The organism is Parvibaculum sp. (genome assembly GCF_039973015.1).
Taxonomy (GTDB): Bacteria; Pseudomonadota; Alphaproteobacteria; order Parvibaculales; family Parvibaculaceae; genus Parvibaculum.
Genome location: NZ_JBDWLT010000004.1, coordinates 100,720 through 124,082, shown reverse-complemented (window position 1 = coordinate 124,082; position 23,363 = coordinate 100,720). Strand labels below are relative to the sequence as shown.

Sequence of the window (23,363 nt, the reverse complement as noted above, 5' to 3'; positions counted from 1 at the left end):
GACGGCGCATATGTGCCGTCGTACTCCATCGCATTTTTGAATGTAGCCGTTATCCCCACTACTCTTCTCCCGTACACGTTCGAGGCCCAATTTTCCGCTGTTCAGCGAGGCGCTCGTGCTTTGTGTTACTTCCGCTCTTTTTGGAGCAGTTAGAGAAAAGTATAGTTAAAAATATTTACTATTATGTAAATAATGTAAACAATTCGGCTAAAATTGTATCTATTCTGAATCTGACGCTGTATCCAGCAGTAACCGCCCGGCCAGCGTGTTGCGTTTCTGGACGTTCGTTTGCTGGCGGGGACGCGGTTTGGCTTCGCGCAAGACCTTCAAGAAATAGCGCAGATGGTCTTCGCGGGTGCCGGGATTTTCGCGGGTGAACCAGTTTTCGATGATCGAGGGCTTGAGCCCTTCCGGCACGTCGTCCCGCTCCTGAAGCAAGCTCCGAGAGCCGCGATTGAGCGCCCGCATCCTGTCACCCATCTCCGCCAGCAATTCCGGGCGGATGGTGACATAGCCGTCCCGCTTCGCATTCGGGCGTTTCGGTACAGGAGAGGTTAGCGGCGGATCGAAGTCTTCGGACATACAATCAGTATACGGAATTATAAACGCAGGTTCAATTCACGGAAGAAGAAAAGTGGCGCTCATTGAGCGCCACCCTCTGCTGCGGGGTAGATGTAGAGATCGCCGGTGACGAGTTGGTTGCCGGTGAGGCGGAGGCAAATGCCGCCATCCTCGCGATCCCAGGCCACGCCGATGCGGATGAGGCCGGGGCTCTTGCCGCGTGTCCGGGGCGCTTTCACGACCCAATCGGGACGGCGGCCGGTATTAGCGGAAGTAGCGGTGTTTTCATTCGCGTTGCTCATGTGAAGTCTCCTTGCAGTTGCTCGGGTCTGGTTCATTCCAGCCGATGGGAGCGACACACGCCGCCCGCAAGGCGGCATCGGTCAAGCGCAGCGGAACGGCCAACACGGATACCTGGAGCGGGCAGGCCGTTGACCGTGCCGCGCGGCGGCGATGATCGAGCGATATGGCTGATGTGAATGCCAGTCCCCCAAAGCAACCGGAGACAGACGAGAACGGGCGGACAGAACACTAGCTGTTCGGTTTGCCCTTTAGCCCAAGATGCTCATTTATAAGGGTATCGACCGAGCCTTCATCCCCCGGACTCCCCCATTTGTCGGCAAGAGTGCCGGGTGCCGCAGCGATTAGCGGCGCTTGCAGGACACGGAACAATCGCTTGTGTACTTTGCTGTCGGCGAGATACTCCGTCACGTATTGACCAGCCGGAGAGGTTTTGCCGTGAAGGTTAGCGCCTTGACGTAGAGCGTTGAGCGCCCATTCAAGCCGCTGATCGCTGTTGTCGCACGGCCATAACACCGTGGCCGCCGCCATTAGCTTCGTTTCTGAATTACAAACGCGGCTGATAATGCCAGTAGCCAACTTGTGCGATTCCTCCTTGTAAAACTGCATCGTCACCATGCGTAGGCTGAAGTTTCCGGGCTTAGCGAATGGTGCGCCGAAAAAGCCGTAGGCAAGAGTTGAATCTACAAACGCAACTCGCCCGGCGAGCGCTCTACCCAACTTGCTGAACATGTAGGACGGCTCTTTGGCATCGGGCGCTATATACAGCAGTTCCTGATAGATGCTCTGGCCTCCGTACCTGCGACGGAGCGCAACATAGAATCCGTCTCGCCCGTCAGGCGTGCGAGACGAACTTGGATCTTCCCCAAGCCAATGCCTGTATAATCCGTCCAAGCTTTTTGCAGCCGCCTCAAAATCTGAAGAACCTGAAGCTCTGCCTTTATCACCCAAGCCGGCGCGAGAGCTGAGGTACGCCTCAATCTCTGCAAACGCTTCGTCGTCAGACACAAACTTTTTCTTGTGCTTCTCGGTTAAGTACGTGAGCAGAAATTTAGCTGTGCTGGTGCTCGGCGTGCTGGCTGGCCGTCGATCACGCCAGTTTTTACTGATATGCCCGCGCGTTGGTGCGGCTGCGGCACGCCTGCTGTTTGTGAAATCCAGAAGGGATTCGCAGAGTTCGCCGCGATCCATTCCCAAAGATTGGCCTAGGCAACCGTACCAATCCTGTCCGTCATTCCAAAAATCCACCAGACCATCCCCCATAATAGCGCCAGCATCAGCCAACACGTTAAAATTGCCTAATTCTTGGGAAATTCAATGACTAGGACAAATTTTCCAAAAATAATCGCACTAGATGAGGGTTGTATTTTTCTCCGCAAGGAGATTAGGCTCCCGGTTCAATTTTCGGAGCACTCGATATGGCCCGTCCATCGTCAAAAGGTCGTCAAGAGCCCGCACCTCCTTCCAAAGCGCGCTCGAAGCCTTCAGTGACACTTGTTGGCAGGCCCAAAGGCAAAAGCAAGCTCGACGCTGCATCGAAGGAAAGTGCAGGAACAAGTTGCCAAAAGGACATTCAACATGCAAATAATGTAAAATACACATTAGAGGTGCATGGAGGCAATATTAGACCCGACGAGAAAAAAATAAGAAAAGTCGAAACAGTTCTTAGAAAAATCTTTTCAGCTACGCAGCTAAAGTCGATTGGAAGCGAGAAAATTTCTCGCGCCGCCGTAGAAATTCTTGATGCCCTCGCGGAAGACGCCGCCACCAACCGAACAGCAGCACCGCGAAAAGCCGCGCGTCCTAAGGGCTATAAGTGCTATCGCGGAAGAAAATCTAAAGACGGCAGGCCAACTGATTTCTATGACAAGTGGTGGCGCGATAAGGACGGCAACCACACCCTTTATCGCGCAGAGTTGAAGCGGCTTGATCCAAAACTTTTGCAAGCGTTGGAAAACCACGTTCGGGAGAATGGGCTGGACCGCAAAAAGTATATGCCGCCGCCTCTGTCGAAACGCGCCGAAGACATTCTCAATGACCATTCAGCCCCTGAGTCCGAGCGCTTCAAGGCGATGCAAGCACTAGCGACCAGAGAACAAAAGCTGGCCTCCTATCACCGGACGAAAAGAAATGCGTCGCAGCGAGAGCCTGTATAACGCGTTTGAGGAACTCTTTTTTTGCAAAAAATAACTCTACTTGAATTCTAATGCATTGACATACATGTCAGCACATCACACGATTGAACCAACGTAAAAAAACAGCCGGTCATCAAAACGAGGAAGAAACGACCATCGCCGGCAACTTCGGGGGGTTCCTGCTATGCCAAGCGGTCAGCTCACTTGAAGTACGCGCCGGCGATCCGGCGGGACAGGAGGCGTCATCGTGAACGATATCCCTACGAATTTCGGATCGGGGGCACTTCTCGATAGCGGCATTGCCGCAGCTCTCGAACAACGGAAAGCCGAAGACCTGGAAGCCATCGAGAGCACGCGTTGCACGCTCTGCAATCTGATTGCCAGCATCCAGCAGGAAGACACGACAGAGTGCGACGAAGCCGCCCAAAAGGCCGGCGAGGCGCAAGCGGAGCTTGAACTCCTGGCATCGGAGGCATCAGCAGAACTCTCCAACGCGATTGGCGAATACAAAGATGCCCGACGCTATCTCGCGCTCTTCATCCAACAGCACGGCCTGACGCGCAAAGTTCATATCCCCAAAATCGGGGAGAATCTTGCCCAACTCGCACTGCTCACGAGCGTTGAGGCATGCGGCACAGGGCTTTTTCTGACCGCAGGTGGTGCAATGCGATCCTTTGCGGAGGCTGGCGGTGTTGCGCTCGTCGCCTCCGGCACGATCATCTTCATCGCAGTCGGTAGCGGTCACCTCGCCGGACGACATATTTGGTTCGGCGTAGAAGGTGGACTGACGGATACCGTCACTCTCGTAAAGCGGTGGTCCGCGCGCATCGCAGCCCCGATTCTTGCTGTCGGTCTTGGCATGCTGATTACGGCGATGGCAATCGTCCGTGGAACGGGCGAGCTATCGAATATCACTTTCTCTCCTAGCCAGCTTCACGCTGCTGTGACGGACATCCAGGCGTTGTTTCTGTTGGCTTTTGGGTGTGCCACGTCGGCCTTCGCGTGGTGGAAAGGGCTAAGCGCTTTTTCGGACCCTTATCCCGGCTATGTGAACGCGGCGAAGGCCGCCGATCAGGTCGCGGAAAATGCACGAGAATCCTACGACATCTCGATCGAAGAGATTGCTGAATGCATTGAGGGTGGTCGTGAAGAAATTGCCAACGGTCGGAGTGCGCTGGAAAAAGCCCGCAACCGGCGAACCCAAACCCGAGGCCATGCAAAACGCGTTCGCGAAGTGATCCTGAGCGATATCGAGCACCGGGCTGCGCGCTTTCAGGAGTATCGCACGAGGCTCGTCGAACGCTATCGAGCTGTTACCGGTCACAAGCCTGAGGGCGGGAATATCGAATGGCATGACCGGCTTGCCCTGAGCAGTGAAATACCCGACCTCGAGGATGACGCGGAACTCAGCTTCACCTCAGCAAGCGAGCGTTTGAACGCAGCAAACGCTGCGCTGGATGTCGGCGCGGAAAAAGCGACAGCGCGAATCCAAGAAGCGTACCGAAATTTTGTCACGCAAATCGGAGGATGCAGAAATGGCCAGACGTAAGAGGCGCGGCAATAAGGCATCGCAGATAAAGACGGTGGCCTACGGGTTCGGGGCCTTTCTCATTGCAGGCACTGCGGGTTATCTCGCACTCAGCAACCTTGGAAAGGCGCAGCCAAATGCAATTGGTTGCTTGCCTGATCCTCGTCAGGCCCAAACCGTCGTCTTTTTGGATGCCTCGGTGGGTTACGATCAGTCTCAGACTAGGGACCTGCGCAAAATTGCAGAGGACATCTATTGGCGTGCACTCCACAGCAACGAACGGCTGCGCCTGATTACCACTGAGGAGCAACAGATTGCATCGGTCGTCACTCCTCGCGTCGACTTCTGCCGTACGGCGAGTGACCCGCGCGACCTCGAACGCCTTGGTGCAGCAAGCGCAACACCCGCTTACCTGGCTAAAGAAGCTCAGGATGCCTTCGAGAACCTCTATGAACCGTTCTTCGATGAGTTCCTCAATCCCGATGCCGGCCCGGCACATCGTCAGGTACGAGAAAGCCCCATCCTCGAACAGATTCAGAGTATCTCCCGCCTGCCGGGCTTTGGCGATGGAGGCGGGAACCGGCGGCTGGTTGTAATTTCCGACGGAATCCAGAACACGCCAGAAGCGCAGTTTTGCCACGTGCGCGGCGCTCTTCCCGCTTTCGACACATTCGCGACGCGCCCTTACTTTGAGCGAGTACGTCCCCATGATTTGAGCGGGGTAAAGGTCACCTTCTACATGGCCATTCAGCATGGCTATGGTTCAGGTCAACTCGCCTACTGTACGGAAGACGAATTGCGCAATTTTTGGCTTCGCTACTTCGAAGCGGCCGGAGCGCAAAGCGTGGAGATAGTGCGTCTCCGCCGGGGTGTGGATTGGAACTCGGGGGGAGGACTGTAGCGATGTCCGTGCTCGGAGAACTTCTTCGTTCAAAACGTCGCGCATATCGCAACGCGCAAGGAAAGCTGTTCGTCGCAAGCGGCGTCTTGCAGTTCGCCTACGTCCTGACGCCTGCTTCTTACGAATACAGCGAATGGTGGGATTGGGTCATCCCGGGCGTTATCGCACTGGTTGCCTATCGGCCTATAATCGATGGCCTGGCCGAACTTTCTCGCTACTACCGGAACACTGGAAGTTGGTCAGCCGCACAAAATCCGACTAGCGAAAAGAATACCAAAGGCGGATTTTCTTCCTTCAACGAGCGTCGAGCAGCCGGAATGTATGATGGCCGTGGGCGCACGCTCGGTCTCGACGAGCACGGCTACCTTTTATTTCTGCCTTGGCGGCTCAGACCAAACTTCACTCTCGTTATTGGTGGACAGGGCTCAGGCAAGACCAGCACTGGAGCAATTCCTTCCTCCATACTGAGTGTCTTGTGGCACCGCCCCGGAACGGAGCGCAGAAAATGAGACACAATCTCTTTAGCACGGACTGCAAAGAGGAAAGTGCCAAGATGTTAGCTCGGGGGCTACGCGAGGTTGGTTGCAATGTGATGTGCATTAGTCCGGACAACACTTATGCCCATAGCGGCTGCGCGGACATGAATGCAAACTTGCTTGAACCATTAATCGAAGCCATCTGGTCAGACGATCATCGGATTCGTCAGCTCACCACCCCCATAGCTTCCAACATCGCGAAAATCGGTATTCCGCTACCGGAATCAAATGGCGGTGCAGAACGATTCTTCAGAGGTACAAGTCAAACGGCTGCGTGCGCGATAATGATCTTCCACGCAGTCACGGAACGAGATGGCGCAACGCTTGGGCGATTCTACCGTACGGCTGCCGATCCGGACCTTGCCTATGAGACGCTGGAGCGCGCGCGTGATTTTCGACTAGGAGACGACAGCAATCCGATCATCACCGACATGCGGCGCATGGCCGGGTCGGTTCTATCTCTTGCCAGCGCAAAACCCGAATACTGGAGCCAGTTCCTCAGCCCAGCGCAGGAAGGCTTCAGAGTTTTCGATGATACAGGCCCTTACGGGCGCATGGGTGAGTACACAAACGCACGGATATCAGATCTTAGAAGGCTTCCCAATCAGGCGCTGTTCTTAATGATCCCTCTCCGTCGCCTTGATAACGATGGTGTTGTTGTCTCGCTAACAACAAGTGCGGTGTTTACCTCAGCAGTGATTTACCCAACGGGACAGCCTATTCACTGTGAGTTGGATGAGTTCAACAGGATGAATATTCCCGGCTTCGACACAATACAGAACACACTCCGTGGGCTGAATGTTTCGGCTGCCATATATGTTCAGAGCAAGGCCGGAATCGAAAAGAATTATGGCGAGGTTGCAACACGTCAAATTTTGGACAACTGCGACATCGTGCAGTGGAACGCTTTCGACACCTTGGGGGAAGCAGAAGAGTGTAGCCGTATTTTGGGGGAAGAAGCCGGGAAGGAGTATGACGCGAACATCGATGGGCCGGACTTCGAAACGGTTCGGTTCGGAGTGAAAGATACTTCGATCCCGCTGCGGTCACCTCAGCAGCTATTGGCAATGCCAAAGGACGAAGCAATCGTTCGAGTGCGTGGCATGAAGCCCATCAGAGCAAAGAAACTTCCTTATTGGGATGTGGCTGGCCTTCGAAAACTCATTGATGAGAACCCGTTGGAAGGCAAGCCACCACGCACGCGCCCAAAAGCCAAGCTTGATATTTCGCGTAAAGGTGTGCGCGTGGTCTGGCCAAAGCCGCCGCGTCGAAAAGACGAAGCCAAGAAAAGTTCAAAGCGCTCACCGCTGACGGCCCTTAGTGCTTTTGCTTTTATCTACGCATGGCTCGGTATTCATACCGTGTTTTGGCTGAATGGTATCGATGTTGCCTTGTTGATCAGGAGGTTCGTCTATGCCTAGCGCAGGACAGGCGAGAAGCTTCTTTAGTTCCTCGATCAATCTTGGAATCGAGTGGCTAGTGGCGCACGGGGTCGGCTATCGCTTCCATCTCGGCAATTTCAGTTTCGAGACGCTGCTGGAAATAGAGCAGATGACCAAAATACAGACCGGCCTTTTCGATGGTCACCGGCCCTTCTGGAATCGCAGCAACGAGCGCCTGCTCGAAAAGCGCATGTGCAAGAACCGCACGGGGTATCCCGCTTGCGCTGCCCCTTTCCACGAATTCTTCAGCAGCCTGATCGGCCAGAACGCGCTTTTTGCCGAGCTGCGGCTTTTCACGCGTTCGCGATGGCTGTTTCTCAGTCTTCTCCATAATTTAACATACCAATTTTGTGAATTATTTGCAAACAAAGCAGGCTACGGATCAAGCTAATGGCAAAGAAGTTCGAGGAGCTGCACGAAGAGAACCTGGACCGCGCCGCGAGAGCATTTCGCGGAGCAAATCCCCTCGTCCTCGAAAAGCTTCAGGGCAACCTCGAAGCGCTGCAACAAGCCGGGCGTCTATTCCAGGAGCGCGCAGAAGCGCGCGAAGCCCTCGGAGCTGACCTCGCCCGCGCTCGTAGCCTGCGGATCGCCGATATGGTCGTTCTGGTCTACGACGAACACGGAGCAGCCACCCCGCCAACACTCGACGCACATTTCGGAAACGCGATGGGCATCCGGCAAAACTCGTACCGGGAAGAGGCTGCACGCCGGGTGGATCGGGAGAGTGCCGAGCAACTTTCGGCATTCGATCTGGAAACGAACCGGCTAGTGCAGGAATTAATCGCGAAATCTCAGACCGTCGAAACTGCGGCCTCCGAGAACGATGTATCGGGAAAGAGCGACGCTCAACTGGAAGGTGTGGAGCGCCCCGATGGGTTCACGCCGGATCGCTTCAAAGCCTCGGTCCACGCGGTCCATGAAGACGCTGAGAAGGCAGAAAACCAACTCCAACGCCTCTTCACAAACGACAGACAGACGCTCATCGATGAAGCAGTGCGTCACGGCTCCGACAACCCAAGAAGTGAGGTCGCTCTTACATATCGTGAAACGATGGAGCGAATTCGGGCGCTGGAAGAGCGGGACGTTCACGCTCTCTTCGAGCAATACGGTTGGAACCGTACTGAGAGGAAAGAACTTTTCTACCGGGATGGCCGCCTGAACCTCCAGGCTTTCGATCGCGCGGTGGACGGCATCACGCACGATCAAGAGGCGGCCCATAGCCAATCTACATCGATCTCTTTTGACGACGAGCGATGACACGAGCCTATAAGTAATAGGAATATATTCCTTTACTTTTCTGTGGATTAAAGCTACGATGTTCTTGATCTGTTCTTTATGAGATAGACGGAAAGAGGTATGTTGATAGGTGAACACAAGAACAGATTGGACAAGGACGGCAAAAAGCCGTCGAGAGGTGCTGCGCCCGATTCTGGGGGCGCGCATGACCAGCGGATTGTTGCACTGGTGAGGTTTATCGCCCGCCGCGCTGCCGAGGAAGACTACAAAGAACTGCTGCGCGCTTTGAACGACACAAAGGAAGACCAAGAAGGCGAACAAGAATGAGAGTGGCCATCTACGCCCGCTACAGCACGGAGCTCCAGCGCGACGCCTCAATCGAGGATCAGATTCGCGTCTGCGAGGCACGCGCGGAGCGTGAGGGGTGGGAAGTGGTCAATCGGTATACGGATCACGCTTCGACAGGAAGCAACCTCATGCGCCCCGGCATCCAAATGCTGATGCAGGACGCGATGCAGGAAGGGTTCGATGTCGTCCTCGCGGAGGCGCTTGATCGCCTCTCCCGCGATCAGGAGGACATCGCCCATATCTATAAGCGCCTGACCTTTAACAGCATAAAGCTCGTTACCCTTTCCGATGGAGAGATCGGAGAGCTTCACGTTGGGCTCAAAGGAACGATGGGGGCGCTCTTTCTCAAAGATTTGGCTGACAAAACCAGAAGGGGTCTGCGCGGCCGCATTGAGAATGGAAAATCAGGTGGGGGAATTTGCTACGGCTACGACGTGGCCCACAAGATTGATGGGAACGGTAACGTTCAGCGCGGAGATCGCGCGATCAATCCGGCGCAGGCATCCGTTGTTGAACGAATCTTCAAGGACTATGTAGCCGGACGGTCACCGAAGGCCATTGCGTTCGCGCTTAACGACGAAGGCGTTCCCGGCCCGACCGGCCGCGGCTGGACGCAAAGCACGATTAATGGCAACCGCCAGCGCGGTACAGGAATCCTGAACAACGAGCTTTACGTTGGCACGCTCGTATGGAACCGCCAGCGGTTCATCAAAGACCCGGATACCGGAAGGCGCATTGCCCGCCTCAATCCGAATGACGAATGGGTTTACGAGGATGTGCCTGAGCTTCGGATAGTCCCACAGGAATTGTGGGACGAGGTGAAGGCGCGACAAGCGCGCTACACCCAAAAGCAAACGGAGTTCAACAAGTCGAAGCGTCCCAAATATCTTCTTTCGGGGCTGCTTCGGTGCGGTTGCTGCGGCGGCGGCTTTTCTAAGGTCTCTCAGACGCATTATGGCTGCTCGACAGCGCGTAACCGGGGAACATGCGACAACCGCCAAACCATCGCCCAGGACAAACTGGAAGCACGTGTGCTCGTCGTTATGCACGACTACCTGATGGACTCGAACCTCTGCGGGGAGTTTTGCGACGAATACACAAAGCACATAAACGCGGTGCGCCACGAGCGGAACGCTCTCGTCGAGTCCTATAAGCAGGAGTTGGCCAAGCTCGACCGCGATCAGGAAAAGGTGCTCGATGCGATCTGCAATGGCATTGATCCCAAGCGCGTCAAGGACCGGATGAATGCTATGGCCGCGCGGGAGCGCGAGGTCAGACGGTTGCTGGAGGTCACGAAAGAGGCCCCTGTGCTGATGCACCCCAACATGGCGCTACGCTACAAAGAAGCCATTGCCGATATCGTTCAGATGATGGGGGAAGAGGAGCGGCGGCACGAGGCCAGCGACATTCTTCGGACTTTGATCGACACGATCATTCTCAGTCCGTCCAATTCCGGCGACGGCCTTGAGGTCGATCTCATTGGCGCTCTCGCCGGCATCCTGACCATCGCGCATGGTCATCTACCCAAAGGGCAGAAACGAAAAATGTCCGGAAGCTCTGATAGTTCAAAGCTTCCGGACATTTCTGCCGTTCAGTTGGTTGCGGGGGCAGGATTTGAACCTGCGACCTTCAGGTTATGAGCCGGAAATAGGGCAATTTTGCTCAACAACCCTCAACATAAATCACAATAATAACAATAGGTTATCCATTTTTGTCAGTTGGGGGATGTTGGCATTTTCGGGCGTTTTTGAGGGCTTACTGTGCCAAATTTGTGCCAAATTTTCCTTGTGACAAACCCCATAAGATATTACCCTGAAAGGGATTTTTTGAAAATATAGAAAGTTGATGATGAAAATTGGCTAACATTCAAAAGAGGGAAGGCAAGAATGGGCCGACGTACCGTGTTCAGGTGCGCGTCCATGGATTTCCGCCACAAAACAAAACTTTCAGACGGCTGAGCGACGCTAAAACTTGGGCCCAGCAGGTCGAGGCCGCAATCCATAGAGGTGAGTTCAAAAGCTCCCACCAGGAAGCCAAGCGGCACACCCTGAAGGATGTGGTCGATCGCTACCGCAGGGAGATTTTGCCGAACAAGGCCGCTTCTACCCAGCGCTCCGAAAGCACCTGCGTAAAGTATTGGGAAGCGGAACTGGGCGATTACGCCCTCTCCTACATCGATGTGAAGCTCATCAACGAGAAGCTACAGGCGCTCGCACAATCGCGCGATGCCCGCATGTCGGAAGAGAACCGCCAGAAAGCGGCCAAGCCGATTTCAAAGAGAACGCTGAAGCATTACCGGGACATACTGGAAATGCTGTTGAAGCACGCCGGACGTTGGGGCCTGATGGGTGCCAACCCAATGGAAGGCGTCGGGCGGGTCACTAAGGTTGATAACTCCCGTGTGCGCTACCTCGATGACGACGAGCGTGAGGCCCTTCTGAAAGCCTGCAAGGCCAGCGACAACAAGCAGCTCTATCCTATTGTAGTGTTCGCCCTGTCTACCGGCGCACGCTTGGGCGAAATCCTCAAGCTGCAACTGGCAGACCTCGACTTCAAGCGCGGCAGCGCCATTCTGCGAGACACCAAGAACGGCGAAACCCGCGTGGTCCCCGTGGTAGAGCACCTCGCCGAAGTCTTGAAGGGCCACCTCCAGTGGCGCGAAACATTTTGCGAGAAGATGGAAGAACCAACGCCGTGGCTCTTCCCGCGACGCGACGGACGCGCGGCAATCGACATTCGCAAGGCGTGGGTAAATGCGCGTGATGAAGCGAAGATCGAAGACTTTCGCTTCCATGACCTACGCCACTCGGCCGCCTCATACTTGGCGATGAATGGCGCATCCCTTCTTGAGATTGCGGCAGTGCTAGGACACAAGACGCTCCAAATGGTGAAGCGCTATTCGCATCTGTCCGAAGACCATACGCGCGACATCGTGACGAAAATGAACAAGAACATTTTCTAGGACAATTGGCGGGCACCCGTTCAGCTCGGCTGATTCACGCGGGAAACAAACGTTTTCATTGCGAAAAACCCAAAACAACCAACCACTTGCAATGGCGCGCAAGAAAGTTCATTGATTTTTTCGGCGTGCCTCATATTTTCTAACCACGTATCTCCTCCTTTTCCCTCTCTCCGTTTTTTCCGAATAAGAGGGATCATGAAAAATGGTCAACTACGAAGAACTGCGGACGGTGAAACAACTGGCCGCTGAGGCGCCATTCGTCACGGAAGCTAAGCTGCGTTGGTGGATTTTCCACGCAGACACAAACGGCCTGAAGGCCGCCCTGATCAAGATTGGTGGGCGCGTCTATATAGACCGGGCCGAGTTCAACAAGTGGCTTGAGGCCCAACGCCTCGCCCCCAAGACCTCCGCCGCATAGCGGTACAAAAAAGAGTTGGCCAAGAAAGCAGCCCCGCCTTAACCGGCGGGGCTTTTTACAACACAAATCATATTGAAAAATGGAACCTAAACGTCGTTTTTTCAATATGATTGTATCATTTCCAACATTTCATATTGAAAAATGGACAAATAACGTCCATAATTCAATATGATCTTAGAACGCAGCCATAGCCTTCCAATGTTGCTTGAGGAACTTTCGGCCTCAGGCCGCCTCACGTTCACGCGCAATGAGGCAATTGAACGGCTGCAAACGACGCGCGACGTATTCCTCAAGGCCGCCGCACGGCTGCAAAAACAAGGGCGGCTTCTTTCGCCGCGCCACGGCTTCTACGTCATTGTCCCCTCACAGCATAAGACCTGGGGAGCTCCTCCACCGGCTTGGTACATTGACGCGCTGATGAAGCATGAAGAGAGGCCCTATTACGTAGCCCTCCTGAAAGCTGCGGAGATTCATGGCGCATCCCATCAGGCGGTGATGGAGTTTCAGATCATCACCGACAAACAACTGCCGAAGATAAAAGCAGGCCGCTCCATCGTCGCCTTCTACTACAAGAAGAACATGGAGACGGTATCCGAAGGGATTGAGCGCCATAAAACCGAAACCGGTTATATGAACGTTGCCTGTGCCGAGTTGACGGCTCTTGATCTGTTTCGCTATCCGCATGCAGCTTCCGGCGCAAACCACATCGCCACCGTACTAGCTGACCTCGGGAAAAACCTCGACCCGAACAGGTTGAGCTTTCTTGCGACCGCGTTTGAACGGCCCGTCATTCAACGGCTTGGATATACCCTTGATTACCTAGGCCACGACGACGCCGCGCGCCATCTAATGCGGACACTCACCAACACCAAAGGGATGGTGTGGACTGAACTCGAAAATCCGCCACGAAATGTAGATCAAGACCTCATTGCACCGCCGATAGAGCGGGACAGGCGATGGCACATCGTCGTGCGCAATAAACTGGAGGTCGACCAATGATCCCAGCTATGCACATTACCGCGTGGAGCAAATTCGCTCCGTGGGGGGAACAACGGCAGATAGAGCAAGACCTCATTATCAGCCGCGCAATCATAGATATTTTCTCAAATCCCATGCTAGCAAGCGAACTTCGCTTCCGAGGCGGCACGGCTCTCAACAAGCTGCATTTTCCGAGGCCCTTGCGGTATTCGGAAGATATTGACCTTGTTCGCACAACCGAAGGCCCCATAGGGCCGATCTTGAGCGAGATCAGAAAAGTTCTAGAGCCGTGGCTTGGCAAGCCCGCATTTGACAACAGCCCCGTTGCTCCGAAGTTCAATTTCACGGTCGAAGCGGAAGACGGCAGCAGGCTCCGACTAAAGCTTGAAATCAATACGCGAGAACGCGAGGTCTATGATGCCTTGCATGAAATGTCCTATTCGGTTGACAACCCTTGGTTTGCCGGAACGGTGAATGTCCCGACATTCACCAATGAAGAAATGCTCGCCACAAAACTCCGGGCACTTCTCCAGCGTGACAAGGGGCGTGACCTTTTCGACATTTCTCACGCTCTCTCAGTCTTTGAGAATCTCGACACAAATCGCACTGTTGAAATGTTCGGCAGGTACCTAGAAAAATCGGACATGCAGATTACACGCGCCCAAGCTGAGCAGCGCATGTTTGCGAAGCTAGCCAACCCGCACTTCCTTTCCGATATGCGCCCGCTCGTCACCGCTGAGCAGGCGGAGAACATAAATGAAGATACAATCCGAAATGCTTTCGAGGCCGTATTCGTTGAACTTGTTCAACGAATACCCGGAAATGAATGGGCAAAGACACCGGAGATGGTGGAGAAGTTCGGTTTCAACAAAGGCACCTAGTGGACGGCGCCGCCCGCACGCCTCACTTTGAAGATTGCCGGTTTTGTTTCTTCCAGGTGCACAAATTCGTTCATTTTCAAAGTCGCAGCCGCCAGACGAGCGGGCGCACCGAGTGCCTTACATTCAATAGTGCACGGTAATTAAAATTCTGTCCCACAGCCCCTTTCATTGAATCAGTCTTATTTCTCTGCGGTCTGAACGCCGCTTCCATAAGCCCGCATCAACCCGGAACTTATGGAGGTTTTTGCTATGGGGAATTTACGACTACTGATCTTTCTGATCGCAAGTGTGTGGCGGCATTTGCCGTTTGTCGCCGCGCCGATTGGGTATCTGGCTTTTGCTGGGCCGGTGCATCATGGCCTTGTTATGGGGGCGCTGTTTGGCCTCTCAGGGCATCTGACGCGGCGGGCTGCTACGGGCATTCGCCTGCGGTTCTTTCCGCACAAACTCAGCCACGGCTCGGCGCGTTTTGCGACGATGGACGAACTTGCCGCTACCGGGCTCTTTAAGCCCGGCGGCGTGCTGCTCGGCCGCGCCCATGGCCGCATGGTGCGCTATAGCGGCCACGGGCACCTGCTCACCTTCGCGCCGACGCGAAGCGGCAAGGGCGTGGGGTGTGTGATTCCGAACCTGCTCTCCTGGGAGAAGTCGGCCATCGTGACCGATCTCAAGGGCGAGAACTTCGCCATCACCCATGCCCACCGGCGAACACTGGGCCCGGTCTATGCTATGGCCCCATTCGCAGAAGACGGCGAGAGCGCCCGCTACAACCCGTTTGACTTCATCCGCATTTGCACCCACTACGAGTTAGACGACGCGCGGCTTATCGCGGAAATGCTGGTCGCCCCAGAACAAGCGGAAGCCAACCACTGGGAGCGGGAAGCGCGCACGCTGATAACCGGCCTCGTGCTCTATATCCGGCGGCAATGCCTGGTCGGCAAACGCAACCCGGCTTACCTGCGCGAACTGCTGATGGAAGATCAGGAAGGGTTCGAGCTGGTCATACAAAGGATGTCCAACAGCGATATCGACACCGTTGCCCGTATAGCCCGGGGCTTTTCACAGAAGGAAGCCAAGGAACGCTCGGCGGTTATCTCCACCGCCCAAGCGGCAACAGCCGTCTTCGACAGTGAGCCACTGGCAAAGCTGACCGAGTGGTCGGACTTCGACCTGGAGGAACTCAAGGAGAAGACGGGCACGCTCTACATCATCGTGCCGCCTGAGCATCTGGAAGCCTACCGGCCCTTCATGCGGCTGATGGTGGGCCTGAGCATGGCCGCAATGACGCGGCGCGGCACCAGCGAGGCCAATCAAGTGCTGTTTCTGCTGGATGAGCTACCCGCCCTTGGCTACATGCGCCCTATTGAAGAGGGCATCGGCTACATGGCGGGGTATGGCGCGAAGCTGTGGCTCTTCGTGCAGGACTTGAATCAGTTGGAGAAGGTCTATCCGAAGGCCCGCTCGATGATCGCCAACTGCGCGGTGCGGCAAGCATTCAACGTGCAGGACTCCGGCACGGCACGCTTGCTGTCCGACATGCTGGGCGTAACCACGGTCAAGGTGAAGTCGCAAGGCCGCTCGTCACCGCTGCCGATGAACCTCCTGCCGGTGGCTTTTCACAGCGGCCTCTTTGAGACGGCGCGGCCACTGATGACACCGGACGAAGTCAGCACCCTGTCTCGCGACCAGCAACTGCTGTTCGTGGAAGGCTTGCACGGCATGGTGACGCGGAAGCTGCGTTACTTCGACTGGCAGGAATGGCAACTGCGGCAGCGCGCGCAATAAGCGCGCGCCCCTGCTCTATTTCTGCGGCCACTTTGGATAGCGTCCGCCGGTGGCGATTGCATATACAAAGAGCGGAACGAGCGAACCAAACGAGATGATCATCCATACGCTACCCCCTCTATAATGGAATTGGGACGGATAAAGCTGGTACCAAACCAACGCCACCACGGCGGCGGAAAGGACGTACACGCCCATGATTTTGAAGGCACGCCCCCTCAGAAACCGGTTGTACTCTTCCAAGAATTCGTTGGGGCCCATGCTCGCATAAGTGCTGTTCGGCGCTTCACGCTTGATACGCTCATGGTTGGCGGCAGCCACCCTGTTCGTCCGGTCTTCCGTCTTACGCCGCCCCATTGACGACAGAATCGCCAATAGCACCAAAGCCACCAGAATAAAAATTATGATCAAAAGCATAGCAGCCCCCTGCTTGCCGCCAGTGCGGCAGAAGTTTCATCACCAAGGTTGAGTTACGGATTGCCCACGACAATCTTGAGTTTGTCGTCAGACATTTTCGCGACGTAGATGCCGGGAATGCGCTTGAAGTAGCCCTTCCGGGTTGTCTCGCCGTTGATGATCCACTTGCCCGGCGCGACTTCCTCAGCCTTCGTCTCGGCCAGCTTTGCCGCGTTGTCCCAGTCGCGGCAATCCCTAGCGAGTTTTGCTGCACTTGACGGGTGCGTCCGCATGCGGACAAGCGTCTCTACATACCGAGCCACGCCGTAGCCGGGCGCCATGTACTTGGATGTGAGTTCTTCTTCTGACATGGAGCTACAGGCAACAGCCTTCTCAAACTCCACGTAAAAACTATTCGGCGTCTGGGACTCCCAACAGCCTGCAAGCACCATGGTGCTGGCCACTGACAACGCCGCCGCACTGCGGCTCCACAAGTTCTTCATGACTCCCCCCATCGGGCTCGTGAACAAACGTCAGTGCTTACTGGGCGAGTTCCTGCTCGCACTGCATTCCAACACGCGCGCCCTCAATCGACAGATGGTTGCTGACTTTCGTCAATTCAGCTTCTGTCATACCGGCTTTCTCAGCGGCTTCCTGCGCGGTAGTTGCGCCATCAACCGCTACCAAGAGCGTTACCCACGTTGAATAGTCTTCCTTGCTCATCGACTTCATCTTCGCAGCGGTGCATTCGCACAGCGCATCCGATGCACCCGATGAAAGACACCTCTCCATGCCGATCTCCTTGGCACGCGCCTCGTCAGCGGCGGTGTACGTCGCCTGCTCTTCGCCGCACGCGGCGAGTGCGAGCGCACCAACCGCCATGGCCAGCACTTTCAAGCCCATGGGCTTGTTGTTCATAGATTGAGATTTCATCCGTAGACCTATTGGTAGTGTGTTCGGTGGAACACGGAACATTGAAGAATGGAGTTACAGAATCCCCAATTCGGTCACTGCACCCACGCGAACCTGTTAGGCTGGATAGATATGAAATGCCGCATAAGGGAGAGACCGAGTTCAACAATGACCACCACAAGCAATGGAGCCTGTACGACCAATCCGGCCACCGGAAATATCTGACAGCCAAGGAACGCCGCGCCTTCATGGCGGCCGCTGCCGAGCGCCCCGCAGACGTGTACGCACTCTGCTGGCTCATCGCTGAAACCGGCTGCCGCCTTACGGAAGCATTGGAGCTAACCGCAGGCCGGATCGATCCGAGCCGGGGCGTCGTGATCTTCGAGAGCTTGAAGAAGCGCCGGAAGGGCATCTACCGGGCGGTGCCGGTGCGCAAGGAGTTGATCACCGCGCTTGACGGCATCGCCCAGGGCGACAAGGCCAGCCCTCTCTGGAGCTGGTGCCGCATGACGGCCTACCGCCGCATCACCGAAACGATGGAGCTTGCGAAGGTGTCAGGCCCTCAAGCCAATGCGCGCGGCCTCAGGCACAGCTTTGCGATTGCCGCGCTGGAAGCTGGCGTCCCGCTCAATCTCGTTCAGCGCTGGCTAGGCCATGCAGACATGGCAACCACAGCGATTTACGCCGATGCGATTGGCACGGAAGAACGCAAATTAGCCAGCCGACTTTGGAAGGCGGAAATGGGAAAATAGGGGGTTGATTTGTGTGACAAAATTGGGGATTCGGTCACACCGCGACACTAGCACTTTGCCGAGCAAATGAAAGAAGCCGCCCCCAAAGGGGCGGCTTCAATTCGTCGCTAAAAGGCCTAGGATGCTAAGCGCAGCGTTTCTCCAAGCAGGTGGCTAGGATGCCAGTTACCTGCGGATTTGGGGAGCGACTGCGTTCTTGTGGCATCCTCGCGGCCTAGGAAGTTACTTGTACCCTTCCGAAAGCAGCGAATTTTTCAAGGTGCATACCCCCTTTACGGGAGGGTAGCCATGAGATTACCGCCTCATGATAAGCACCCGTTCTGGACTGTCTTGAAAGAGTTGCTGCGGATCATCCGCATCATTCTCGAAACAGTCCTGAACAACCGATAAGACTTGAGGGGGCGGGCTTTGTGCCCGCCTCTTTTCATTGGAGCGCCCAACTTCTTGTGGATTGAAGCGCTTTAGAAAAGGGATGCAAGATTACTCTTACGCCCCTGTTATTGGTGTACGGATCATTTATTTCAAGCCCCGAACGAACATTTTTCTAGCGCCAGTGCGGCCCCGGCATCTCCCTCTCCATCTCTTTCACTTTTTCATTCTTCCGGCTGCGTTCCTCGTAGTCGTGTAGGGCGCGGACGAGCTGGCGCTTGTAGTCATAGGCGTAGTTGCTGGCGCGAATGGCCTTCTCCGTCACCCGTGACAGGGCTGCGGCGCGGCGCTCAAGTGCTCTTCCCAGCATCTTGTGCAAGTAGGCGTCGGTGCCGGTGCGCTGGTGGATCAGCTCAAAGTCCCGTTTGGCGATCTTCACCTGCCGGCGCCCGTCCTCGATCTTGTCGTTCCAGTGGCTGACATCCTGCTGCGCCCTGCGCCAGCGGCTGCGCCGGTGTTTGAGGTAACGCAGAGACACTTCCGCCTTCTTGCGCGTTTCATCCTTGGCGATGCCGACATTCAGGCCGCGCAGCCCTCCGGCAAGGCCGGGCTTCTCCTTGAGCATGCGGGTGGTTTCTTCAACGCCGAACTGCGCCTCCATCTTCATCCAGATACGCTCGGCCTTGGCCGGGTCTTTGAACGTGACCGAAAGCGACTCCCGGAAGCTCTCCCGCCAGCGTGTTTCAAACTTCGTCGCGCGGTCATGCCGACTGTGGGCATAGGCCGCATCCCGCTCGGCGCGGAACAGCCGCCTCTCGCCGTACCGGTAGTGCGCGTCCAGGCCCTTCCAGTAGTGGACGGCCATTTGCGCGTGATCGAGTTCGGTCATGGCATCTCTGGTCTTCTTGCGCGCAACCCGCTCTTCCGCCGCGCGGAGCCGGTCGGCGCGGCGCAGTTGGGCAGGCGTCATGTTCTCGCTGCCGGGGATGGGGTGCTTGCGCTTTTCCGCCGCCACAAGCTCGTCAATCCGCGTCAACTCCCAGTCGTCAAACGTCTCGCCGAACCGTTCCTCCAGCTCCGTAAGCCGCACCCCTTTGCCCATTTGCGAAAGCTTGGCCGCTTCGTCCCCGCGCACCAGCACGAGGCCCCGGCCCTTGCGCTGCAACTGGAGGCCGTAAGCCCCCACCCGCGCGGACAGGTCGGCCCACGACGTGGCGTTGTAGAAGTGCGGGGCCACGCGCTCCCGCAGTGATTTCACGTCTTCCCAGCTTATGTCCGGCATGGGCGGGCGGTTGTTGCGCCGGGCCAGCCAATACTCGGCGTCCGTCACGGCGGCGCGGGTATCGCCAAAATCCTCCTGTAGCTCTTGCTCGGGGATGCGGGCTTTGTCCCGCCCGCGCTCCTTGGCGATGTTGAGGTCGCGCTCGCGGGCGATCTCGCGCACCAGCGCGGTGAGGCGCTTGCCGTCGTTGTGACGGCTGTAGGCTTTGCCGGTCTGCGGATGAATCCGGTTCACCAGGAAGTGGATATGGGGATGCTCGGTGTCCCTATGGGCGTAGATGAGGGCTTGGTAGTCGCTGAGGCCAAGGCGCTCGATGGCGTCGATGGCGATCTCGCGCATGATGCCGGGGTCAACCTTTCCGGCCTTGGCGTCTTTCGGGTCAAAGGCCAGCACGAAGTGGTAGGCCGGATTGCGGCACCGGGTGGACTGGGCGGCGGTGGCCGCCATGATGGCGGCGGCAGCTTCGGGGCTTTCAGTCTGGAGGTTGCGCGTCTCAACCCATTCCACGCGATCGGGGCTGAGCTTGGCGGTGTTGCCCGACAGATAAAGCGCCGATGCGCGGAAGTTCGCGGGCTGCTTTTTCGGGATTTTGAAGCGCATCCATCACCTCCCCCCGCGTGACGGCGGCTCGTGAGACGGGCCCGGCCTCTCTTTCGGCGGCTTTCCTGCGTCCTTGTTGACGGCTGTTGGCGCCACTGAGGCTTCATGCAGCGGCTCCAGTGCTGCGCGCATGGCCTCGAACGCCTCGTCACGAAGCTCGCTTGGCACATCGTGGCCGCTGTTGGCCATATGCGCCAGCCGGTTGACCGTATGCCCGGCCATGTTGAGCGGCTCGATCTGGGCCTCGATCAGTTCAGCGAGATCGTTGCGGCCCAGCAGTTGCTCCACCAACTGCCCGCCGGTGTACCGCGCCCAGCGGGCGTAGACCTCCTCGCCGGTTACGTCCGCAAGCTGCTGGAAGTTCGTCGCTGCCGACTGCAACTCATACAGCATCTTCTGAAAGATGATGAGTTGGGCCGGGCGCGCACGGGGGCGTTTGCCCAGAACCGTCTCCCGCGCATAGCGCCCGAAAGGCATCCCAGCGGCGGCAGCATGGGTCTTGAGCTGCGCCAGCTCCGCATCCGTGAGGCGGATATTTACAACGTGGCGGCGTTGCTCGGCCGGGCTCTTACGCGGCCGTGCCATCGCCGTATCGCCCCGTTGTAAGGCGCAGAATGCGCCCCTCGCTTGCGAGCAAGACGAAGCCCTTGAGACCCCGCCAGGTGGTCGAATGTGGCTGAGTTTTCGCCTGAAAGCCCCTCACAGCACGTCTGACGGCACTGCCACCGGCAGCCGTCCGTGCGAGGAGTTTTTGTAGGCGAAAATACATCTTGCCTCCCTACTGAAACAAAGTTTCTTCTTCCACTGTATGGAGTTACGCGGGAACCAAGGAACAAGTGCACTCAAACACTAGCAATAAAAAGCCTACAATAACAACACCCATATGGGACCGCCAACACCTCTCAATGCCCATCAGCAAGGATTCCCGGTGTCAGGCGCAGCGCGGCTGACAGGGGGTGTCGTAGTGAAAAACGCGACACAAAAAACTAGTAACAGCGCAACACGATAAACTAATTGGCGTTCGGTCTGCTCGGGCGGCATGCCGGTTCGTGGAGGGTCGCATGGCTACGGAGATCGCACTACCGGATGGTCAAACTTGTGACTGAATGTGCCCTAGCGTTCCAGCTCTGGCTCAGTCCTTTTGCGGAGGATTTCGCGCTCCACATCCATGCTCATGTGCAGCACGCGCAAGACTTCAAGTCGCTGCCCAACAACCCTGAAGACAAGAAGGTGTTGTCCCGCCACAAATGTTCTGCATCCACGCTCTATGTCACCGCGCGACACAGCCACACGCGGCATTGCTGCTACTAGTTTCGCCTTCTCATTGAGCTGGCGCAGATACTCTCGGCGCTTGTCAGTTCCCCAGTTGCGCTGGGTATATTTTGCAATCGACTCCAGATCATTTTGTGCCTCGCGCGTGTAAGTCAGCTTCCGCACAAGTTTCTCCGTCATCAGCGCGTGCCTTCATCCATCTCCGATTGAAGTTTCTCTATTGAAAAGTCTTCCGCAAAATCTCCTCGGTCGGCTTGATCAATCCCCACTTGAACAGCGGCCCGAAGCCTCGCCAATTTTTCGCGTTGAGCATCATCAAGTTCCATCATCAACGTCAGAGCTGCTGCAATCACCTCATCAGCACTGTTGAATAAACCAGCTTCAATTTTCTCTTGAATCATCGCCTCTAAATCAGGCGGCAAAGTAATTCTCATCTTAAATTTCCTTCCAAATTTTCTGTATTTTATCAATTTTTGCGCTACCTGCCTTTTGAAAAATCGTTCTCCGTAGCTGCATAAACATTTGGACAACCGCCGCCCGGCGGTGAACCGGGCGGCGTGTCGCGAGGGTTAGCGTTTCCAGGTGAGGACGAACTTGTCGTCTTCGCCTTCGAAGAGGCTGGCGTAGATTGGGCCTGTGAAGCTCGGGTCATCCAGCTTGAGGCTGATGAAGGGCTTGTCCTTCTTCGAGGTGCGGTTCCACGCCGCGCCCAGTTCCGCGTCCCCAGCCATGATCCGAAAATCCGGCGCACCTGCCTTGTCGCTGTTGATGGGAACCAGTGTGACCTCGGCCTTGATTGTCAGCGTCTTGATTTCGCCGGTGTAGCCGTTGTCAGTCTTTGTGAATGTTCCGATGATAGTCATGTTTCAATTCTCCTTTGTCTGTTTCGGGGACCGCCCCATGCGGCCTTTCCGATGGCCGACCGAGAGCACGCGGAATGAGGCGGTGGAGACACCCGAAGGGCGAAGCGCAGCGGCAGACCGGCAGCCGCCTGCTTTTTGGAGCGCAGCGACCGCGAGGAAAGCGCCGCACCGCCAAAGGCGGGACAAGCTGGGGAAAAAGCTGGCGGAAGCCGGTTGGCTCCACCGCCGCCGCGTGCAGGGATGCCATCAAAAGGAAAGGCGCCTGGGAGCGGGCCTGTCAGCCAAAGGACGAAACAGGTGCGGCCACTCGGATCATGAATCCGACGACGGCGGAACCCGGCTCCGGCTCAAACGCTAGTACGGACAATCAGGAGAGGGCTTCTCAACACCATCGACAGTGACAAGCCCTTGCGCCACCTCTTCGCCGCGCTGGGTGAGCGTGAACGGCCAAGCGTCGTGCTCATCCTTCAGGACAACAAGCCCGGCAGACGCCAGCATGCGAATGTCCGCACGCAGTTCATCAGTCGCAACCGCCAGCCCCAGCTCCGGCAGCCAGTTCCGAAACACAAACAGATTAGCTGACCCGCCCGCCGTCCCCGCCAGCGTCCGCAAAATCGCCAGCCGCCGGTGACGGGTCTTCACCTCTTCAATGGTCAGGGACGGGTCTCGATTAGGCGCGCTCATATTTCACATGAAAAATTTGTCAATACGATAAGGTTGAGATATTATTCCGTACACGAATTATATCTTTTGACCTTTTCCAAAATTCTCATTTATCAGAGGACGTCGCAACTCGCGGCGACATTCCGATGCTCGCATGCTCATTTATAAATTGGTGGCCGCTGTTTACCATTTTACTTGTCACAGCCTTGCCCATTTCGATCAGCATCTTCTTTGACACGAAAA

The 23,363-nt window shown here is 56.2% G+C and carries 27 protein-coding genes; 14 read left to right on the top strand and 13 right to left on the bottom strand.

The features are described 5' to 3' along the window. Positions 1-219: 219 nt before the first annotated feature. From ABJO61_RS03500 to ABJO61_RS03490, 3 genes are all read right to left on the bottom strand, one after another. Positions 220-582, bottom strand: coding sequence for a hypothetical protein (locus ABJO61_RS03500; RefSeq protein ID WP_348322852.1), 363 nt, complete (start codon positions 580-582; stop codon positions 220-222). A 59-nt stretch (positions 583-641) separates the two neighbouring features. Continuing rightward, the gene (locus ABJO61_RS03495) at positions 642-863 is read right to left on the bottom strand and encodes a hypothetical protein (RefSeq protein WP_348322851.1); all 222 of its coding nucleotides are present in this window, start codon (positions 861-863) and stop codon (positions 642-644) included. A 229-nt stretch (positions 864-1,092) separates the two neighbouring features. Beyond that, complete coding sequence (locus tag ABJO61_RS03490) at positions 1,093-2,148, bottom strand: hypothetical protein (RefSeq protein WP_348322850.1); 1,056 nt, start codon at positions 2,146-2,148, stop codon at positions 1,093-1,095. Positions 2,149-2,279: 131 nt separating this feature from the next. Between ABJO61_RS03490 and ABJO61_RS03485 the strand changes: the two genes are divergently transcribed. From ABJO61_RS03485 to ABJO61_RS03465, 5 genes are all read left to right on the top strand, one after another. After that, positions 2,280-3,017: a hypothetical protein gene (locus ABJO61_RS03485; protein WP_348322849.1), complete on the top strand. Its 738-nt coding sequence runs from the start codon at positions 2,280-2,282 to the stop codon at positions 3,015-3,017. Between the two features lie 226 nt (positions 3,018-3,243). Continuing rightward, entirely contained in the window at positions 3,244-4,545 is a 1,302-nt protein-coding gene (locus tag ABJO61_RS03480) for a hypothetical protein (protein WP_348322848.1), read from the top strand. After that, positions 4,532-5,425, top strand: a complete 894-nt coding sequence (locus tag ABJO61_RS03475) for a hypothetical protein (RefSeq protein ID WP_348322847.1) — start codon at positions 4,532-4,534, stop codon at positions 5,423-5,425. The genes ABJO61_RS03480 and ABJO61_RS03475 overlap by 14 nt, the downstream gene beginning before the upstream one ends. A gap of 2 nt (positions 5,426-5,427) precedes the next feature. Next, positions 5,428-5,934 carry a hypothetical protein gene (locus ABJO61_RS03470; protein WP_348322846.1) on the top strand — a complete coding sequence of 169 codons (507 nt, stop codon included), beginning with the start codon at positions 5,428-5,430 and terminating at the stop codon, positions 5,932-5,934. Then, entirely contained in the window at positions 5,931-7,382 is a 1,452-nt protein-coding gene (locus ABJO61_RS03465; protein ID WP_348322845.1) for a TraM recognition domain-containing protein, read from the top strand. Before ABJO61_RS03470 ends, ABJO61_RS03465 begins: the two co-directional genes overlap by 4 nt. Before the next feature lie 55 nt (positions 7,383-7,437). Here the strand turns inward: ABJO61_RS03465 and ABJO61_RS03460 are convergent, their stop codons facing one another. After that, positions 7,438-7,734 (bottom strand): hypothetical protein, encoded by a 297-nt coding sequence (locus ABJO61_RS03460; protein ID WP_348322844.1) that lies wholly within the window; start codon positions 7,732-7,734, stop codon positions 7,438-7,440. Between the two features lie 59 nt (positions 7,735-7,793). Between ABJO61_RS03460 and ABJO61_RS03455 the strand changes: the two genes are divergently transcribed. The 8 genes from ABJO61_RS03455 to ABJO61_RS03420 all read left to right on the top strand — a co-directional run bounded on the left by ABJO61_RS03455 (position 7,794) and on the right by ABJO61_RS03420 (position 16,014). Then, a complete protein-coding gene (locus ABJO61_RS03455) occupies positions 7,794-8,663 on the top strand; it encodes a hypothetical protein (RefSeq protein ID WP_348322843.1) in 870 nt (289 codons plus the stop codon). Between the two features lie 99 nt (positions 8,664-8,762). Next, positions 8,763-8,969 carry a hypothetical protein gene (locus ABJO61_RS03450; protein ID WP_348322842.1) on the top strand — a complete coding sequence of 69 codons (207 nt, stop codon included), beginning with the start codon at positions 8,763-8,765 and terminating at the stop codon, positions 8,967-8,969. Then, on the top strand, positions 8,966-10,630 hold the full coding sequence (locus ABJO61_RS03445; RefSeq protein WP_348322841.1) for a recombinase family protein: 1,665 nt from the start codon (positions 8,966-8,968) through the stop codon (positions 10,628-10,630). Before ABJO61_RS03450 ends, ABJO61_RS03445 begins: the two co-directional genes overlap by 4 nt. A gap of 215 nt (positions 10,631-10,845) precedes the next feature. After that, complete coding sequence (locus ABJO61_RS03440; protein WP_348330734.1) at positions 10,846-11,952, top strand: site-specific integrase; 1,107 nt, start codon at positions 10,846-10,848, stop codon at positions 11,950-11,952. Positions 11,953-12,154: 202 nt separating this feature from the next. After that, positions 12,155-12,370 (top strand): helix-turn-helix domain-containing protein, encoded by a 216-nt coding sequence (locus ABJO61_RS03435; protein WP_293330622.1) that lies wholly within the window; start codon positions 12,155-12,157, stop codon positions 12,368-12,370. A gap of 198 nt (positions 12,371-12,568) precedes the next feature. Next, entirely contained in the window at positions 12,569-13,369 is an 801-nt protein-coding gene (locus ABJO61_RS03430; RefSeq protein ID WP_348322832.1) for a type IV toxin-antitoxin system AbiEi family antitoxin, read from the top strand. Next, entirely contained in the window at positions 13,366-14,229 is an 864-nt protein-coding gene (locus ABJO61_RS03425; protein ID WP_348322833.1) for a nucleotidyl transferase AbiEii/AbiGii toxin family protein, read from the top strand. Before ABJO61_RS03430 ends, ABJO61_RS03425 begins: the two co-directional genes overlap by 4 nt. A gap of 249 nt (positions 14,230-14,478) precedes the next feature. Next, positions 14,479-16,014, top strand: a complete 1,536-nt coding sequence (locus ABJO61_RS03420) for a type IV secretory system conjugative DNA transfer family protein (protein ID WP_348330731.1) — start codon at positions 14,479-14,481, stop codon at positions 16,012-16,014. Positions 16,015-16,029: 15 nt separating this feature from the next. Here the strand turns inward: ABJO61_RS03420 and ABJO61_RS03415 are convergent, their stop codons facing one another. Genes ABJO61_RS03415 through ABJO61_RS03405 form a run of 3 tightly spaced genes read right to left on the bottom strand, consistent with a single transcriptional unit; the run spans position 16,030 to position 17,325 of the window. Next, the gene (locus ABJO61_RS03415) at positions 16,030-16,428 is read right to left on the bottom strand and encodes a hypothetical protein (RefSeq protein WP_348322835.1); all 399 of its coding nucleotides are present in this window, start codon (positions 16,426-16,428) and stop codon (positions 16,030-16,032) included. A gap of 53 nt (positions 16,429-16,481) precedes the next feature. Next, positions 16,482-16,910, bottom strand: a complete 429-nt coding sequence (locus ABJO61_RS03410; RefSeq protein ID WP_348322836.1) for a hypothetical protein — start codon at positions 16,908-16,910, stop codon at positions 16,482-16,484. 37 nt (positions 16,911-16,947) lie between these two features. Then, complete coding sequence (locus ABJO61_RS03405) at positions 16,948-17,325, bottom strand: hypothetical protein (RefSeq protein WP_348322837.1); 378 nt, start codon at positions 17,323-17,325, stop codon at positions 16,948-16,950. Positions 17,326-17,456: 131 nt separating this feature from the next. Here ABJO61_RS03405 and ABJO61_RS03400 point away from each other — a divergent pair, with 131 nt between their 5' ends. Beyond that, the gene (locus ABJO61_RS03400; protein WP_348322838.1) at positions 17,457-18,071 is read left to right on the top strand and encodes a tyrosine-type recombinase/integrase; all 615 of its coding nucleotides are present in this window, start codon (positions 17,457-17,459) and stop codon (positions 18,069-18,071) included. A gap of 544 nt (positions 18,072-18,615) precedes the next feature. On the opposite strand, the gene ABJO61_RS03395 is transcribed toward ABJO61_RS03400, so the two are convergent. The 6 genes from ABJO61_RS03395 to ABJO61_RS03370 form a co-directional block, all read right to left on the bottom strand. Then, positions 18,616-20,322, bottom strand: a complete 1,707-nt coding sequence (locus ABJO61_RS03395; protein WP_348330728.1) for a relaxase/mobilization nuclease domain-containing protein — start codon at positions 20,320-20,322, stop codon at positions 18,616-18,618. Between the two features lie 3 nt (positions 20,323-20,325). Beyond that, positions 20,326-20,907: a hypothetical protein gene (locus ABJO61_RS03390; RefSeq protein WP_348323372.1), complete on the bottom strand. Its 582-nt coding sequence runs from the start codon at positions 20,905-20,907 to the stop codon at positions 20,326-20,328. Between the two features lie 528 nt (positions 20,908-21,435). After that, on the bottom strand, positions 21,436-21,774 hold the full coding sequence (locus tag ABJO61_RS03385) for a type II toxin-antitoxin system RelE/ParE family toxin (RefSeq protein ID WP_348323371.1): 339 nt from the start codon (positions 21,772-21,774) through the stop codon (positions 21,436-21,438). Continuing rightward, entirely contained in the window at positions 21,774-22,028 is a 255-nt protein-coding gene (locus tag ABJO61_RS03380; protein WP_348323370.1) for a type II toxin-antitoxin system ParD family antitoxin, read from the bottom strand. Before ABJO61_RS03380 ends, ABJO61_RS03385 begins: the two co-directional genes overlap by 1 nt. 135 nt (positions 22,029-22,163) lie before the next feature. Then, positions 22,164-22,457, bottom strand: a complete 294-nt coding sequence (locus ABJO61_RS03375) for a DUF736 domain-containing protein (RefSeq protein ID WP_322312383.1) — start codon at positions 22,455-22,457, stop codon at positions 22,164-22,166. 354 nt (positions 22,458-22,811) lie between these two features. Next, on the bottom strand, positions 22,812-23,141 hold the full coding sequence (locus tag ABJO61_RS03370; RefSeq protein WP_348323369.1) for a hypothetical protein: 330 nt from the start codon (positions 23,139-23,141) through the stop codon (positions 22,812-22,814). Between the last annotated feature and the right edge of the window lie 222 nt (positions 23,142-23,363).